Below are 15,983 nucleotides of genomic sequence, written 5' to 3' on the forward strand. Positions count from 1 at the left end.
GGGCTCAGTCGAGTGCCAGGCCTTTGAGCAGGGGGATGTAGACCTCGTCCACCAGGGCGGTCAGGGTTGCTTCCGGTAGGTGGCTGCCGCAGATGACGGCTTCGGAGCGGAGGAGGTCGAGGGGGAGGCGCAGGACGCGACGCGGCAAGGCTATCGGGCGTAGTTCGCCGCGTGCGACGGCGTTGTCGACGATGCGCCAGACGGACTTTGTCAGTGGGGCGGAGTCGAGGCGCTCTCGCAGTAGTTCCTGGACCTCGGGGTGTTTGAACGCTTCGGCCATCACGCCTGCGATTGTCTGGCTCATCATGACGTCCATGCGGGTGGCGACCCGGGTGAACAGCCATAGCAGGTCTGCCCGCAGGGTGCCGAGGTCGGGAACTGTTTCCTGGATCGGCTGGCGCTGGGCCCAGGAGGCGATGACGAGGGCCGCGCGGCTGGGCCATCTGCGGTAAATGACAGGTTTGCTTGTCCCAGCCCGTTTTGCCACGGCCTCTATTGTCAATGCCGTGTAGCCCACTTCGGTCAGCTCGGCCCAGGCGGCATCCAGGATGGCCCGCTCGAGCTCGGTGCCGTGGCGCCGTGTCCTGGTGTCCGTCACCCGAGCTCCCTAAGATACGTTGCGTGTCTTACATGAGTGGTCTATCTTGCCTCAATATAAGATACGGGTCGTTTCTTCCCAGGGGGAACTGGTGCTGAACCGCTTGCTGTCCACCTATCTGCGGCCATACCGCAGAGAGTTGGCGGTCGTGCTCGTGTTGCAGCTCGTCGGCACGATCGCCTCGCTTTATCTACCGAGCCTCAATGCCGACATCATCGACAACGGCGTCGCGCGTGGCGACAACGACTACATCGTGTCGACCGGTGGCTGGATGCTTGCCGTGTCGCTGCTTCAGATTGTCTGTTCGGTCGTGGCTGTCCGATTCGGTGCGCGTACCGCGATGGCGTTCGGACGGGATGTCCGGGCCGGGATCTTCCACCGGGTCGGTGAGTTCTCCGCGCGCGAGGTCGCCACGTTCGGAGCGCCGTCGCTGATCACCCGCACCACCAACGACGTGCAGCAGGTGCAGTTGCTGGTCGTCATGATGGCGACGATGTTCGTCACCGCGCCGATCATGTGCGTGGCCGGTATCATCATGGCGCTGCGGGAAGACGTCGGGCTGTCCTGGCTGCTGCTGGTCTGTGTGCCGGCGCTCGTCATCTCGATCGGCCTGATCATCTCGCGCATGGTGCCGCAGTTCCGCTTGATGCAGGAACGCATCGACCAGGTCAACCGCGTGCTGCGTGAGCAACTGCTGGGCATCCGCGTGGTCCGCGCGTTCGTGCGTGAGAAGGCCGAGACCGATCGTTTCGGAGATGCGAACGGCCGGCTCACCGATACCGCGGTACGGGTCGGCCGGCTGCAGGCGATGATCTTCCCGACCGTGATGCTGATCCTCAACGTCTCCAGTGTCGCGGTCCTGTGGTTCGGCGCGCACCGCGTCGACTCCGGCGAGATGCAGATCGGCGCGCTCACCGCATTCCTGTCCTACCTGCTGCAGATCCTGATGTCGGTCATGATGGCCACATTCATCTCGATGATGATCCCGCGCGCCGCCGTCTGCGCCGAGCGGATCATGGAGGTGATCGAGACCGAGCCGTCGGTGCGGCCACCCGGCTCCGCGGTCGTCGAGCTGCCGGCACGGGCCGAGGTCTCCTTCACCAGCGCGGAATTCCGATATCCCGGCGCGGCCGACCCTGTGCTGCGGGACATCTCGTTCCGCGCGGAGGCCGGCAAGACCACCGCGATCGTCGGCAGCACCGGCGCGGGCAAGACCACACTGGTGAACCTGATCCCGAGGTTCATCGACGTGACGGCAGGCGAGGTCCAGGTCAACGGGACGGACGTCCGCGAGTTGGACCCCGAAGTGCTGCGCGGCCGGATCGGGCTCGTGCCGCAACAGGCCTATCTCTTCACCGGCACTGTGCGGTCCAACCTGCTGTACGGCAATCCGGACGCTCCTGACGAACAACTCTGGGAAGCGCTGGAAATCGCACAGGCAAAGGACTTCGTCGAGCAGATGGGCGGTCTCGACGCGGCCATAGTGCAGGGCGGCACCAACGTCTCCGGCGGCCAGCGGCAGCGGCTGTCGATCGCTCGGGCGCTGGTGCGCAAGCCGGAGATCTACCTGTTCGACGACGCGTTCTCCGCGCTGGACCTGGCAACTGACGCCGCGTTGCGAGCCGCGCTGCGGCCGCTCACCGAACGGGCCGCGGTCATCGTGGTCGCCCAGCGTGTGTCCACTGTGCTCGACGCGGATCAGATCATCGTGCTGGAGAACGGCGAAGTGGTCGGTGCCGGAACCCATCGCGAGCTGATGGGCGCATGTCCCACCTACGTCGAGATCGTCGAGTCCCAGCTCACCCCGGAGCAGGCAGCATGAGCACCCCAGCCGTCACCCGCCGGCCCCAGCCCGCTCCCGGCCCCATCGGCCGCGGCTTCCCTGGCATGCAGGGGCCCGTCAGCAAAGCCGACGATTTCGGCGCGTCCGCGAAACGGCTGCTCGCCCGCATGCGGCCGGAACGCGTCTCCATCGCCTTGGTGATCGGGCTCGGCGTACTCGCCGTGGGCTTCACCGTCGCGGGACCGAAGGTTCTCGGGCACGCCACCGACATCATCTTCAACGGAGTCATGGCGCGGTTCCGGGGCGTGCCCGGCGCAGGCATCGACTTCAGCGCGCTGGCCGGCGTGCTCGCCTGGGTGCTGGGTCTCTACCTGACGTCATCGCTGTTCAGCTGGGCGCAGGGCAGGCTGCTCAACACCGTGGTGCAGCGGCTGGTCTACACGTTGCGCGAGGACGTCGAGGCGAAGCTGCACCGGCTTCCGTTGCGGTACTTCGACAGCAAGCCGCGTGGTGAGCTTCTTTCCCGCGTCACCAACGACATCGACAACATCTCGACCACGTTGCAGCAGACCATGAGCCAGCTGCTGACGTCCGTGCTGAGCGTCATCGGCGTGCTCATCATGATGTTCACGATCTCCCCGCTGCTCGCGTTGATCGCGTTGCTGGTGATCCCGGCGTCGGTGTTCGTGACCAGGACGGTCGGCAAGCGGTCGCAGAAGCTGTTCATCGCGCAGTGGAAGCACACCGGCGCGCTCAACGCTCACATCGAGGAGTCCTTCACCGGCCACCAGCTGGTCAAGGCGTTCGGCAGGCAGCAGGAGTCCGAAGAGGAGTTCCGGCGCCGCAACGAGGAGCTGTACCAGGCGTCGGCCGGCGCGCAGTTCGTGTCCGGCCTGATCATGCCGTCGATGATGTTCCTGTCGAACCTGAGCTACGTGCTGATCGCGGTGGTCGGCGGGCTGCGGATCACCTCGGGCTCGATGACGCTCGGCGAGGTCACCGCGTTCATCCAGTACTCACGGCAGTTCACGCAGCCGCTGACCCAGGTCGCGTCGATGGCCAACCTGCTCCAGTCCGGCGTCGCGTCGGCCGAGCGGGTGTTCGAGCTGCTGGACGCCGAGGAGCAGGAGCCGGACCCGGCGGACGCCGCGCTGCCGGCCCAGCGGCGGGGCCGGGTCGAGTTCGAGAACGTGTCGTTCTCCTACAAGCAGGACCAGCCGCTGATCGAGAACCTGTCGCTGGTGGCCGAACCGGGCCAGACAGTCGCGATCGTCGGGCCCACCGGCGCGGGCAAGACGACACTGGTCAACCTGATCATGCGCTTCTACGAACTGGACGCCGGCCGGATCACGCTCGACGGCGTGGACATCACCGCGCTGCGGCGGGAAGACCTGCGTGCCCAGACGGGCATGGTCCTGCAGGACACGTGGCTGTTCGGCGGCACCATCCGCGACAACATCGCCTACGGCAAGCCAGGCGCCACCGAGGAGGAGATCATCGCGGCCGCGCGGGCCACCTACGTCGACCGTTTCGTCCGGACACTTCCGGACGGTTACGACACGGTCATCGACGAGGAAGGCTCGAACGTCTCGGCAGGGGAGAAGCAGCTGCTGACCATCGCCAGGGCCTTCCTGGCGAGTCCGTCGCTGCTGATCCTGGACGAGGCCACCAGCTCCGTCGACACCCGCACGGAGTCGTTGGTACAGCACGCGATGGCGGCTTTGCGCTCGTCGCGGACCAGCTTTGTGATCGCCCACCGCCTGTCCACAATCCGTGACGCGGACCTGATCCTGGTGATGGAATCGGGCCGCATCGTGGAACAGGGCACCCACGAGGAGCTGCTCGACCAACGCGGTGCCTACTACCGCCTGTACTCGGCGCAGTTCGCGGCGCCGGTGGAGTAGAAACGGCTGTGCGGGCCACCTTCGGGAGGTGGCCCGCACAGCCATCTCGATTTCTGTCAGATCCTCGTGCTGTCAGGTGGTTCAGGCCCGGTCATACGACCATGATGCCCGTTGACGGGCCTGCGCTGTTTCCGGTGTTGTGGGAGATGTTCTGGGTGGCGAGGTAGACCGCGCGGACGGTCAGTGTGCGTTCGATCTCGTCGATGATTGGGGCGAAGAACTGCTCGCGGTGGTCGGCGTCGCTCATTGAGGTGATCGCGAAGTACATGCTGCCGAAGGCGGCGAACAGGGTGGCGTTGCGCAGCAAAGCGACTGGCATTGTTGGAAGCAGGGTCGAATAGGCGGGTGGGTTGCCGATCCATTGTTCGGCTGTGTCGGGGGTGACCACGATCAGGCCCAGGATCAGGAAGAACGCGAACAGGGCCAGGCCGACTACGACTGCCTGCACGAGCTGGCGGGTGGCGAGCATGAGCAGAAGGTTGCGGACCTGGCGCCCGTTCAGTGGGACCGCGCGTAGCGGGCCGTCGGGTGTGAGCTCGTCGATCGGTACCTTGGCCAGGGGTGTGTTCTTGCATGCCGCGGCCAGCCGGGGCGGGCTGAGGTCCTGTTCGACGCGGCCGATTTCGGTTCGCAGGCGGGCCGCCGCGGCGAGCACGGTGACTGCGGCGAACAGGCCGACGACCAGGGTGAGCCGCCACCAGGTGAGGCGATTCATCGCCTGCCAGAGTTCACCGGTGAAGAACAGGAACAGCGTGACGAACAGCATCGCGGGCAGCGCCCGGCCCAGGAGATGCACGCTGTTGCGTAGGTCGTAGATCGTGTGCCGGATGGCTCGGCGCAGCAGTGTGCCGAGGCCGTACGTGGTCGCCAGGAGGGTGGCTGCGAAGACCGCGGCAAAGAAGAGAACGAACCCCAGAAGGCCGCCACCTCCAGGCGGCGTGACGTCGTCGTCGACGGCGATCTGCAACAGGGGGACAGCGACGGGCATCGCGGCGTAGGCGATGAGGACCGCAATGGTGGCCGCGCGGGTGAAACGGGGCAACCGCCGGACGAACAACCTGATCGTCAGCCATACGGCCACGGTCGCCGCGAACACCACCGCGAGCAGGACCCAGCGCCCTGACCCCGCTGACTTGAGCGGGACGAGCCAGGCCAGGCTGGCGAGGGTGACAAAGGCCAGTGCCGGCAACATGCGAGCAAGCACATGCTTGCCGAAGCTGTATCCCTCGATCATCGTGGGCGTTCCGTCCTGGACGAACCAACGTTCGGTCTGACGCACCAGGGCGGGCGACGCGGTGTACGGCATGGGGGTGATCATCCTTGGGAAACCCGGTATGCGCCCGGAAGAACACGGGTGTGTTCAGCTGTGATGCCGGCTGCCCATGCGGGCGGACAGGGCACTGGTGACGCGGCGTGGCAGGATTTTGCCGAGTCCGGTGAGCACCCTGTAGGCGATGCCCGGCATGCTGACGGGAACGCCGTTGCGGAGGTCTCGCATGGCCTCTGTCACGAGCCGGGCCGCGTCCAGCCACATGAATCCGGGGATCCCTGCGGTGTCCATTCCGGACCGTTCGTGGAACTCGGTGCGGACCCAGCCGGGACACAAGGCCATCACGTGCACGCCGCTGCCGGTGATCTGCTGGCGGACGCTGTCGCTGAAGGTGACGACCCACATCTTGGAGGCGCTGTAGGTGCCGCGGGAGAAGAACGCGGCCACTGAGGCGACATTGATGACACCGCCGCGGCCGCGTTCCAGCATGGGTGGCAGGGCCGCGCGGGTGATCCGCAGGACGGCCTCGCAGTGCACCTTCAGCATGTCGATCTCCTCGGTGAGCTCCGAGGAGAGGAAACTGCCCTGCTGTCCGAATCCGGCGTTGTTGACCACCAGGTCGACGCCTTCGGCCACCCGGTGCTCGACCGCCGCGATCCCTTCGTCGGTGGACAGGTCGGCCACGAGCACCTCGACAGCAATTCCGTGGTCGGCGCAGTGTGTCGCGGCCGCCTGGTCGAGCCGGTTCTTGTCCCGTGCGACCAGGACCAGGTTGTAGCCTTCGCCGGCGAGATGACGGGCGAACCGCGCGCCGATTCCGGCTGTGGCGCCGGTGACGAGAGCCGTGAGCATGGCGAGAGCGTAATTGCCCCGGCAAATGGTTCCCCTCCGTGGCGCGACGGTCACAACCTGATATTGGGCAGATTATTGACGGCCGTCGTGGATGCTTATAACGTCGGGCGGCACGAGGATCGGAGTCAGGGCCTGGAGCCGTAGGGCGGGAGCCTCATGTTGAGCATGAAGAGAGCACTGACTTGCTTTGTCGCCGCCGTTCTCGGAGCGACTGTTCTGGTGACGCCGAGTGCTTCGGCGCAAACCGCACCGACCGGCTATTCGGGGACGCTGCCGGATGGCGCGACCTGGGTCGCGCGGGTGCCGTCCGGGTGGAACGGCACTGTGGTGCTGTTCAGTCACGGTTTTCGGCCGGGGCCGGAGAACCCGGCTGCCGACTCGCCTGACCCGGCGACTGCGGATGCCTTGCTGGCAAAGGGTTTCGCGCTGGCCGGATCCTCCTATGCGCGCCCGGGCTGGGCACTGGACACTGCCGTTCAGGATCAGCTGGACACGCTCGCAGCACTGCGTCGGCACGTGGGTCCGGCGCGCGAGGTCATTGCGCTCGGGCAGTCGATGGGTGGCTTGGTCAGTGCATTGCTCGCCGAGCGCTCCGGCCGGAACATCGATGGCGCACTGACTACGTGCGGATTGGTCGGTGGTGCACTGAACCTGAACAACTACCAGCTCGACGGTACGTACGCGATGGCCCAGCTGCTCCTGCCAGGACAACCGATCCAGCTGACGAGGTTCACCACCCCGGCCGAGGCCAACGCGACCGTCAGTGCACTGACAAATGCACTGAGGACCGCCCAGGCAACGCCCGCAGGGCGTGCCCGGATTGCTCTGGCCGGAGCGATGATGAATGCTCCGACTTGGTTCACCGGGCCGACGCCTCCGTCCGCACGGGACTGGGCCGTTCAGCAGGAAGCGCAATACAACTGGCTGGTGGGCACATTGCCGTTTGTGATACCGGCTCGCATCACGATCAACGCCGTGGCCGGCGGTGACAGTTCATGGAACGTCGGCGTGAACTACGCCAAGTTGCTGCACGAATCGGCGCAGTCGTCCCAAGTGGCCGGTTTGTACCGGCAGGCGGGCCTGGACCTGAGGGCGGACCTGGCCACGTTGTCCAGGAACGCGACGATCGCTCCGGAGCCCGCCGCGGTTCGCTGGCTGGCGCGTACTTCCGTGCCGACCGGCCGGCTCTCGATACCCGAACTCACTCTGCACACCCTGGCCGACAGCTTGGCGCCAGTCGAGTACCACCAGGAGTACGGCGGCAAAGTCCGTAGGGCGGGCGCCGAACCGTTGCTGCGCCAGACATACGTGTCCCGGATCGGGCACTGTGCCTTCACTCCGGCCGAGCATGTCGCCGCGTTGCTCGCGGTCCAGAACCGGATTCGAACGGGAACCTGGCGGTCAGCCACCCCGGAGGCGTTGCAGGCCACCGCCGAATCGCTCAATCTCGGTGGTGCGGCGTTCGTTCGCTACCAGCCGCCGCCGTTCGTGAACGACCGGCACTAGTCGCCCAGAGCTGTCCGCACGTCCGGGACCAACGACAGGATCTGGGCCAGGCCGGTCAGTTCGATCGACCGTCCGACGATCTCGTTGCCGACTGCCACCTGCAGGTCCTTGTTCGTGCGCATCGCGTCTTCATGGGCATCCACCAGGACCGCGAGGCCGGGTGAGGCGAGGAAGGTGACGCCCGCGAGGTCGATCACCACCGACGACGTCCCGCGCCGCAGGGCATCCCGGACTGTCTCGGCGAAGGTGGCTTGTGAGGCCAGGTCGATCGCTCCGGTCACCGACACGATGACTGTGTGCCCGCGCTGTTCGACCTGGCAACGAATGGGCTCGTCCATTTCGTGTTCAGTCAACGTCTCAACCCCGTCTCGTCGCACGCTCAGTTACCCCGGCGGAGGCGGCGCTAAACATCCGTTGTCCAGAACCTGAAACGCGGTGCGAGCCCGCAGGCCCGCACCGCGATCGGGTCAGCCGCCGAGGCCGAAGAAGGCGATCGCTCTGGCAGCCATGCCAGGCCGGGGCAGATCATGCCCGCCGTTCTGGATGGAGATGCCTTCGACCTGGGCTGTGGGGCCCGTACCGCCGTAGCGGGTGCGAGTCCAGCCGGACTGCGGACTGTCGGTGTACGAGGGTGTCTGGCTCAGACCGGCGACGTTGGTCCACTGCTTGATCTCTTCGCCGTAGTTGGGGTAGCGGAGGGTGTTGTCGTTGGTACCGTGCCAGAGTTGCATGCGGGGGCGTGGTCCGGTGTAGCCGGGGTACATCGCGCGGGCCGCGTCGCCCCACTGCTGCGCGCTCTTGATGATGTTTCCGCCCGAGCAGTTGCTGTTCCACTCGTTCGGTGGCGTGGTGGCGAAGCAGGTGGCGGGCACGCCCGCGAACGCCGCGCCCGCCTTGAACACGTCCGGGTAGTCGCCGAGCAGGACGTTGGTCATCATCGCGCCCGAGGACGCGCCGGTGACGTAGACCCGGTTGCGGTCGCCGTTGCGGTTCTGGATCGCCCAGTCCACCATGGACCGGATGCCGACCGGGTCGCTGCCACCGTTGCGGCGCAAGGCTTGCTGGGTGTACACGTCGAAGCACTTGCTGCTGCGGGTGACGGTCGGGTAGACGATCATGAAGCCGTACTGGTCGGCCAGCCGGGCGAACTCGGTGCCGCTGAAGAACGCCGGCCCGGAGCCGGTGCAGTAGTGCACGGCCACCAGGATCGGCCGCGGGCTCATCGGCCGGTCCGGAACGTAGATGTGCATCTGCAGGTTGCTCGGGTTGTTGCCGAAGTTCGTCACCTGGACCAGCGACGCCGCCGAAGCGGACGGCGGCGCGAGCAGAGCCAGCAGGACCGCGAACACACACCCGAGGGCGGTTCTTTTGATCACGAGGCTGCCCTCGTGGGGTTGCCGATGCTGCCGGGCACCGATCGCAGGGCGTTGAACCAGGTGGCAGCCATCTTGTTGTAGCCGTTGGCATTGGGGTGCACGCCGTCGATCAGGTCGGCGGTGGTGAGCGCGGTGTGCATGTTCACCAGGCGGACGCGCTTGCCCTGGTTGACCTTGCTCTGCACGATCCCCGGGATCGCGGCGTTGAAGGTGCGGGCCGCGTTCTGCCAGCCGGCGTTGGACAGCGGGATGATCGTGGCCACGAACACGTCGGCGCCGGGGGCGGTCGCGGTGATCCGATCGATCAATGTGGACAGCCGGCCGGGTGCGCCGCCCAGGTTGAAGTTCTGGATCACATCGTTGGTGCCGATGTGCAGCAGCACCGAACGCGGGTTCGTGGCACGGACCCAGATCACGATGTTGGCGTCGATCTGGTCGATGCGCCAGCCGGGGTGGCCCTGGTGGTCGTGGTCCCACAGGGCGGCCGGGCCGTTGAACTGGTTGCCGACGAAGTCCACCCGGTAACGGCCGTTGACGAAGCTCTGCCAGAGCCCGATCCGGTATCCGCCAGGGATCTGCGTGCCGTGCGTGATGGAGTCGCCCAGCGGCATGACCCGGACGCCGCCGTTGGACTCGGCGGCCGCGGGTGTCGTGGCGCTGGCAAGTACGAGGGCCGTACCGACGACGAGGGTACGAATTCTGTGCATCGGGATCACCTCTCTCAGCAGTGGGAGTTGCTTGGGTGAGCAGTCAGGGCAGCTTGTTGTGGTCACCGCTGGAACCTGGGGCCATGCCCTGGTACGGGTACTGCATCCGGCAGGAGTTGATCTCCATGGCCTGGTCGATGCCCGCGCACCGGCGTGCTGCACGCATAGGGAAAGTCCCATCGTCACCGTTGACGGACAAGCCGCACCGCCATTCCGGCGCGACTCCGGATCGAAACTTTCGCTGCTGTCAAGACAAATTTCAGCCAATGTAGCGGCAGGCCGGCGATCAGGTCAACCTCGCGGTGAGCACGTGTTGTGAGCGCCATCCCACCTGTTCAAGCAGCATTTCGCAAGATCTGCGACTACTGCATGTGAGTGTGGACCTTGACGCGCGGGTGATGGAGGTTCTACCGTGAGCGAGATTCCTGGGAGCGCTCCCAGGATTGCCGCACTGCGGGCTGGTCGGAGTGGTCTCCGAAATTTTCGGGATCACGACTGCCGCTCGGCCAGGAAGAGCACATCGTTGTCACCGGCCCATGTGTGTGTCTGGGCGTGGATATGCCTCGCGTGCGTGTTTCCCGTCATGGTGTGGAGACTGGCCTGGGCGGAGGCATCGACCACGGTGACGGTCCGGCCGCTGCCGGCGATCACATGAGCCGCTGTGAGTCCGGCGATGTCCGCTCCTACGATGGCGACGTCGACATCGTGACTGGCGCGTTTGCGTCCACGGCGGAATCGCTTCACAGGCGGTCCTGTCATGTGAACAATTGCATGCCAGCATCGTCCGGAGGCAGGGAGGCCGGTGCCCATCCGTGTACCGGCTGGTGGCGGTGCCTGCCCGGCGTGCGGCGCTCCCGCTGCCCGGCGGGGGCGGCGTCAGCCAGTTGGCTGGATCTTGCCCGCCGTTGGTCGGCGGTGCGGGTTGACCTGCGGCAACAGTGCCGGCGGGGCCCTATCCTCCAGTGTGCCAGGCGACTATTGGTTCTGCTAGGAGTTGTGTTGTGATTCGGGTAGTGGTGGTGGACGACGAGGCGCTGGTCCGCTCGGGTTTCGAGCTGATCCTGCGGGCCGCGGGCGACATCGACGTGGTGGCAACGGCCAGCGGTGCCCAGGCGGTGCGGGAGATCTCGTTGCAGAAGCCGGACGTCGTCCTGCTGGACATCCGGATGCCGGACGTCGACGGGCTGACCATTCTGCGTCAGCTGCGGGCCATGCCGGAGCCGCCCATCGTGGCCATGCTGACCACGTTCGATTCCGACGAGTACATCGCGGCGGCGCTGCGGTCGGGCGCGGCCGGGTTCCTGCTGAAGGACACCGACCCGGAGCAGTTGGCCCAGCTGGTCCGGACGTTGGCCAGCGGCGGGGTGGTGCTGTCGCCGAAGGTCACCCGGGCGGTGGTGGACGGCTATCTGGACGCGGGTGCCGGCACGGAGGCAGCCGACCGGGTGGCGCAGCTGACCGAACGGGAACGTGATGTGCTGGTGCTCATCGCGGCTGGACTGTCCAATGCGGACATCGGTGCCCAGGTGCATCTGAGTGTGGGCACGATCAAGGATCACGTCAGTGCGATTCTGACCAAGCTGCGGGTGGGCAGTCGTGTGCAGGCGGCGTTGCTCGCGGAGCGTGCCGGGCTGCTGCGGCAGGGTGACAGCGAGCGATGATCACGCGGGATCGGGTGGTCGATGCCTTGCTGGTGGGCTTGGCCGGCTTCGACGCGTGGCTGACCGCGGATGTCTTCACTGACGGGACCGATCTCCTGGTGATCGCCTTCACGGTGATCGCGGCGCTCGGTCTGGTGGTTCGCCGGAGTCTGCCCTGGGTGTCGTTCCTGGTGACGTTGCCGACGTGGTTCGTGTCGCAGTCCATGGTCGCCACACTGGTCGCGCTCTACACAGCCGCGAGACTCACCCGTGATCGGCGTGTGCTGGCCCTGGCAGGTCTCGTGGTCGCCTGTGGTTACGCCTTTCCCTGGCCGCCGCAGGAGTTCTCGGAGACTCCGGGCAAGGCGCTCCTGCTCAGCGTCGTCTACGCGGTGATGACCGCTGCCGCGCCGGTGTTCCTCGGTCAGCTGGTGCGTGCCCGCCATCTTCTTTCGTTGCGGCTGAAGGAGATCGACGAGGCCCGTGAGCACGAGCGCGAGCTGATCGCACAGACAGTCCTGGCCAAGGAACGCGCCCAGCTGGCGCGGGAAATGCACGACGTTGTGTCCCATCAGGTCAGCCTGATCGCCGTGCGAGCCGGTGCCCTGCAGGTCAGCACCGCCGATGCGGACGCCAAGGACGCGGCGTCCACCATCCGCCGCCTGAGCGCCGACACCCTCGACGAGCTGCGGCACATGGTCACCCTGTTGCGCGCCTCCGGCAGCCTGGACACCGAACTCAGCCCGCAACCCACGCTGGCACAACTCGAACAGCTCATCAGAAGCAGTGGCATCCACGTCCGGCTGGACGGCGAGCTGCCCACCGGCATCGGTGCCCACTCGCAGCGAGCGATCTACCGCACAGTGCAGGAAGCGCTGACCAACGTCCGCAAACACGCACCCGGCGCCACCGCCACCGTCCACATCGAACGAGAAGACACCGACCTGACCGTCACGATCACCAACACCCGCCCGACCCGCCCCGCAGTCCAGCTGCCCAGCGCGCACCACGGACTCATCGGCCTACGTGAACGCGCCGAACTGCTCGGCGGCACCGTGGAAGCCGGCCCCATCCCGGGCGGCGGATTCCGGGTCCGGCTGGCACTGTCCACCGCAGGCCAGTAACACGCATGTCCGTGCCCGAAGCGGGTACTCCTCGTCTGTGCGAACGGCCGAACAGATCCGACGTGCCGCCAAGCGAGCACGTCGGCGCTGCCAGGGCAACACGGACGGACGGAGTGAGTTGTGGCCGGCAAGGTGGTGGTGATCACAGGCGCGAGTGGCGGCGTCGGGCGTGCTGTGGCGCGGGCGTTCGCCCGCCGGGGCGACCGGGTGGCGCTGATCGCCCGTGGGCAGTCCGGTTTGGACAGTGCGGCGGCGGATGTCCGGGCAGCGGGCGGGCAGCCGCTGGTGGTTGCCGCCGATGTGGCTGATCACAACGCGGTCGAGGCCACCGCGGAGCGGGTGGAACGTGAACTGGGGCCGATCGACGTGTGGGTCAACGATGCGTTCGTGGGAGTGTTCGCGCCGGTCACCGAGATCGAACCGGCGGAGTTCCGCAGGGTCACCGAGGTCAGCTATCTGGGATATGTGCACGGCACGAAAGCCGCCCTGAAACGGATGCTGCCGCGCGATCGCGGCGTCATCGTCCAGGTCGGTTCGGCGTTGGCGTACCGGGGGATTCCGCTTCAGTCGGCGTACTGCGGGGCCAAGCATGCGATCCAGGGATTTCACGAATCGCTGCGGTGCGAGTTGTTGCACGCTAAGTCCGGTGTACGGGTCACGATGGTGCAGTTGCCCGCGACGAACACACCCCAGTTCGGCTGGGTGCTGTCCCGATTGCCGCGGCGTGCGCAGCCGGTGCCCCCGATCTACCAGCCAGAGGTCGCGGCGCGAGCCATCATGCACGCCGCAGACCACCCTCGGCGGCGTGAGCGCTGGGTCGGCATGTCCACCGTCGCGACTCTGTTGGGGGACAAGCTGATTCCTGGCCTGCTAGATCACTACCTGGCGCGGTCCGGGTACGCGTCCCAGCAGACGAGCGCACCACGGGATCCGCAGCAGCCCGCGAACCTTTGGAAACCCGCAGACGACAGGTCCGGAACCGATCAGGGCGCACACGGCGACTTCGACGACACCGCTCATGCGCACAGCGCGCAGCTATGGATGGCCGAGCATCCCGGTGTGGTCGCTGGTGCCGCGCTGGCGATCGGTCTTGGCATTGCTGGTGTCGTGCGAGGCCGGTGAGTGTGTGAGCCAGTCGATGATGGGTCCTGTGTGGACGGCGACCCCGTGGGGAGCAGTGCACGCACTGGTGGCTGGTGTGCCGGACAAGGGCGATGTGGTTGTTGTTCCGGGACTTGGCGTTTCGGTCTACCTGAGGCAGAGCGTGTGCTCGCTGGGTGCGGCCGGCTTCCGGGCCTGGCTGGCCGATCCTCCCGGGTTCGGTGACAGCGGCGATCCACCGCATCCGCTTGATATCGGGGAGATCGCGGCGGTTTTCGCGCACTGGTTACGGGACAGGGATCTTGAGCAGGTGACTCTGATCGGGCATTCCTGCGGAACCCAGATCGCCGCCCGGGTCGCGGCGGCCGAGCCCGATCTGGTTCAACGGCTTGTGCTGGGCAGTCCGACGGTGGATCCGCGTTACCGCTCCTGGCCGAAGGCACTGCTCAGGTGGGTACGTGACGGTCGGCTGGAGCCCAAATCCCTCACACGGACCCAGCAGCCGGAGTGGCGCCGGGCAGGGGCGGCACGGTTGTTCCGGTTGACCCGCTCCATGCTTGCCGACGATCTGGAAACCTCGCTGAGCCATGTGACGTGCCCGGTTGTGGTCGCCCGGGCCGAGCACGACCCGATATCGACGCCGGAGTGGGCGCAACGCCTGGCCCAGGGCGAGGACCGGAACCTTGTCAAGATACCTGGCCTGGCACATGCATTCCCGTATCAGGCTCCTGGTGCGTTCGCCGACGTCCTGTCCGGAACGGAGCCGTCATGAGCGAAACCATTGAACCCGCCGACGCGGTCGCCGCGTTCGACTCCGCCAGTTCCATGCTGGAAGCCACTGCTCGAGGCCTGCGGAACGAACCTTTTGACCGGGTAGGCCGTGGACGCCTGTTCGCGGCCACGCTGCACGCCGCGAACCTGTTGCCGAGAACAGTGCGGCAGCGGCTTTACGCCGTGGCAGGGGGCGCGGAAGGAGTGATGCCGGATCGGCTTGGCGCGGTGGATCTCGACGCCGTGGCCGGTTGGGTGACTGATCACTACCCTGACAAGAAGTATCCGGCAGTGATGCTGGGTTCGTCCAACGGTGCCGCCGTGCATCTGGCCACGGCACTCGGTGCGCCTTGGCTGCCACAGACTCTGCTTGTTCCGGTGCGTTGGCGGGGAAACGAACCTGGGCGGCCGGATCGTGCGCTGGAGTTCGGTGCTTCGGCCGCGCCACAACTGTTGCGCCGCAACCCTGATGTCGTGCTGCACCATATGCACGACGCCAATCAGGACCAGCTGATGATCGGGCAGATGGCGTACTTCAGGGTGAAGCGCCGCCGTCTTGGGCTCGCCTATGAACGTTTTCTGCGGGAACGTCTTGCTCCAGGCGCGCCGATCATCGTGCTTGCGGACAGTTCGACCTGGCCGGTGACGACTGTCGACGACCGGCACTTCTTCCAAGTCGGTGCGCAGGGCGGGATGGGCCCGCAGGACTACGACCGCCATGGCATCGAGACGGACACCGACGCGCCGGAGGCCGAATGGGGATTCGACCCTGCCCTGCTCGACGACGTGCGGCGATTCGCCGATGCTGCAGGACATCCTGTTCATGTTGTGCGGTATCCCGGCACCCACGCCCTGTCCGGCCCGGTTGCCGACATCCAGCGCGCGTGGCTGACCGGCGCCGGGATCACCGCGGACCGTCTGCTCGTCGAGTCGTTCCTGCTGATCGACCCGACCCGGACCAGGCAGGCCGGCCTTGTTCCGATGTGGACGATGTTCCCCGTCGAGTCCGCGATCGAGGCGACGCATGACTACCTGCGGTCGGGCAGGTACCGATCTGTCCACATCGGTCTCTTCCCGCATGGTGTGCGCTCGCGGGGAATCGCCGAGCCCGGACTGTGGCGGGACAGGCTGAGTGATGCCGGGGTCGACGTCAGTTTCATGGGAGTGGACCAACGTCGCTACCCGGCTGATTTCGCCGCGCTGGTCCGTTACGGCTCCGCGCTGCGCCGCGTGCCACGCCCGGCGACCACATCCCCGCAGCCGGGCTCACTACCGGTGGGCCAGGCTTTGGCCGCGTTGACCTCCTGAGAAGGGTTTTCGGCTCAGAGCGAACCGTGGCCCCTGGGCGCCG

At 66.5% G+C, this 15,983-nt stretch carries 16 protein-coding genes; 8 read left to right on the forward strand and 8 right to left on the reverse strand.

The annotated features are described in order from the left end of the window. Positions 1-4: 4 nt before the first annotated feature. Positions 5-598, reverse strand: coding sequence for a TetR/AcrR family transcriptional regulator (locus tag JOF56_RS34710; protein WP_209643668.1), 594 nt, complete (start codon positions 596-598; stop codon positions 5-7). A gap of 91 nt (positions 599-689) precedes the next feature. Here JOF56_RS34710 and JOF56_RS34715 point away from each other — a divergent pair, with 91 nt between their 5' ends. After that, positions 690-2,420 carry an ABC transporter ATP-binding protein gene (locus JOF56_RS34715; RefSeq protein WP_209643669.1) on the forward strand — a complete coding sequence of 577 codons (1,731 nt, stop codon included), beginning with the start codon at positions 690-692 and terminating at the stop codon, positions 2,418-2,420. Further along, positions 2,417-4,285 carry an ABC transporter ATP-binding protein gene (locus tag JOF56_RS34720; protein WP_209643670.1) on the forward strand — a complete coding sequence of 623 codons (1,869 nt, stop codon included), beginning with the start codon at positions 2,417-2,419 and terminating at the stop codon, positions 4,283-4,285. The genes JOF56_RS34715 and JOF56_RS34720 overlap by 4 nt, the downstream gene beginning before the upstream one ends. 91 nt (positions 4,286-4,376) lie before the next feature. On the opposite strand, the gene JOF56_RS34725 is transcribed toward JOF56_RS34720, so the two are convergent. Both JOF56_RS34725 and JOF56_RS34730 read right to left on the reverse strand, forming a co-directional pair. Next, complete coding sequence (locus JOF56_RS34725) at positions 4,377-5,591, reverse strand: hypothetical protein (protein ID WP_209643671.1); 1,215 nt, start codon at positions 5,589-5,591, stop codon at positions 4,377-4,379. Positions 5,592-5,645: 54 nt separating this feature from the next. Next, a complete protein-coding gene (locus JOF56_RS34730) occupies positions 5,646-6,407 on the reverse strand; it encodes an SDR family NAD(P)-dependent oxidoreductase (protein WP_209643672.1) in 762 nt (253 codons plus the stop codon). 165 nt (positions 6,408-6,572) lie between these two features. Between JOF56_RS34730 and JOF56_RS34735 the strand changes: the two genes are divergently transcribed. After that, a complete protein-coding gene (locus JOF56_RS34735) occupies positions 6,573-7,913 on the forward strand; it encodes an alpha/beta fold hydrolase (RefSeq protein ID WP_209643673.1) in 1,341 nt (446 codons plus the stop codon). Here the strand turns inward: JOF56_RS34735 and JOF56_RS34740 are convergent. From JOF56_RS34740 to JOF56_RS34755, 5 genes are all read right to left on the reverse strand, one after another. Further along, positions 7,910-8,266 carry an STAS domain-containing protein gene (locus JOF56_RS34740; protein ID WP_209643674.1) on the reverse strand — a complete coding sequence of 119 codons (357 nt, stop codon included), beginning with the start codon at positions 8,264-8,266 and terminating at the stop codon, positions 7,910-7,912. The genes JOF56_RS34735 and JOF56_RS34740 overlap by 4 nt on opposite strands. A 114-nt stretch (positions 8,267-8,380) precedes the next feature. Continuing rightward, on the reverse strand, positions 8,381-9,289 hold the full coding sequence (locus JOF56_RS34745) for an extracellular catalytic domain type 1 short-chain-length polyhydroxyalkanoate depolymerase (protein WP_307855388.1): 909 nt from the start codon (positions 9,287-9,289) through the stop codon (positions 8,381-8,383). Continuing rightward, on the reverse strand, positions 9,286-9,996 hold the full coding sequence (locus JOF56_RS34750) for an SGNH/GDSL hydrolase family protein (protein ID WP_209643675.1): 711 nt from the start codon (positions 9,994-9,996) through the stop codon (positions 9,286-9,288). The genes JOF56_RS34745 and JOF56_RS34750 overlap by 4 nt, the downstream gene beginning before the upstream one ends. Before the next feature lie 43 nt (positions 9,997-10,039). Continuing rightward, positions 10,040-10,162, reverse strand: coding sequence for a non-reducing end alpha-L-arabinofuranosidase family hydrolase (locus tag JOF56_RS59665; RefSeq protein WP_281065532.1), 123 nt, complete (start codon positions 10,160-10,162; stop codon positions 10,040-10,042). A 323-nt stretch (positions 10,163-10,485) separates the two neighbouring features. Then, positions 10,486-10,755, reverse strand: coding sequence for an NAD(P)-binding protein (locus JOF56_RS34755; protein ID WP_209643676.1), 270 nt, complete (start codon positions 10,753-10,755; stop codon positions 10,486-10,488). 242 nt (positions 10,756-10,997) lie between these two features. Here JOF56_RS34755 and JOF56_RS34760 point away from each other — a divergent pair, with 242 nt between their 5' ends. The 5 genes from JOF56_RS34760 to JOF56_RS34780 all read left to right on the forward strand — a co-directional run bounded on the left by JOF56_RS34760 (position 10,998) and on the right by JOF56_RS34780 (position 15,940). Further along, positions 10,998-11,657, forward strand: coding sequence for a response regulator (locus tag JOF56_RS34760; RefSeq protein ID WP_209643677.1), 660 nt, complete (start codon positions 10,998-11,000; stop codon positions 11,655-11,657). Then, a complete protein-coding gene (locus JOF56_RS34765; protein ID WP_209643678.1) occupies positions 11,654-12,760 on the forward strand; it encodes a sensor histidine kinase in 1,107 nt (368 codons plus the stop codon). The genes JOF56_RS34760 and JOF56_RS34765 overlap by 4 nt, the downstream gene beginning before the upstream one ends. Positions 12,761-12,880: 120 nt before the next feature. Next, positions 12,881-13,882: an SDR family oxidoreductase gene (locus JOF56_RS34770; protein ID WP_307855389.1), complete on the forward strand. Its 1,002-nt coding sequence runs from the start codon at positions 12,881-12,883 to the stop codon at positions 13,880-13,882. A 28-nt stretch (positions 13,883-13,910) separates the two neighbouring features. After that, a complete protein-coding gene (locus JOF56_RS34775) occupies positions 13,911-14,633 on the forward strand; it encodes an alpha/beta fold hydrolase (protein ID WP_209643679.1) in 723 nt (240 codons plus the stop codon). Beyond that, positions 14,630-15,940 carry a hypothetical protein gene (locus JOF56_RS34780; RefSeq protein WP_209643680.1) on the forward strand — a complete coding sequence of 437 codons (1,311 nt, stop codon included), beginning with the start codon at positions 14,630-14,632 and terminating at the stop codon, positions 15,938-15,940. Before JOF56_RS34775 ends, JOF56_RS34780 begins: the two co-directional genes overlap by 4 nt. The last annotated feature ends 43 nt before the right edge of the window (positions 15,941-15,983 follow it).

It is taken from the genome of Kibdelosporangium banguiense (genome assembly GCF_017876405.1).
In the GTDB taxonomy this organism is placed as follows: Bacteria; Actinomycetota; Actinomycetes; order Mycobacteriales; family Pseudonocardiaceae; genus Kibdelosporangium; species Kibdelosporangium banguiense.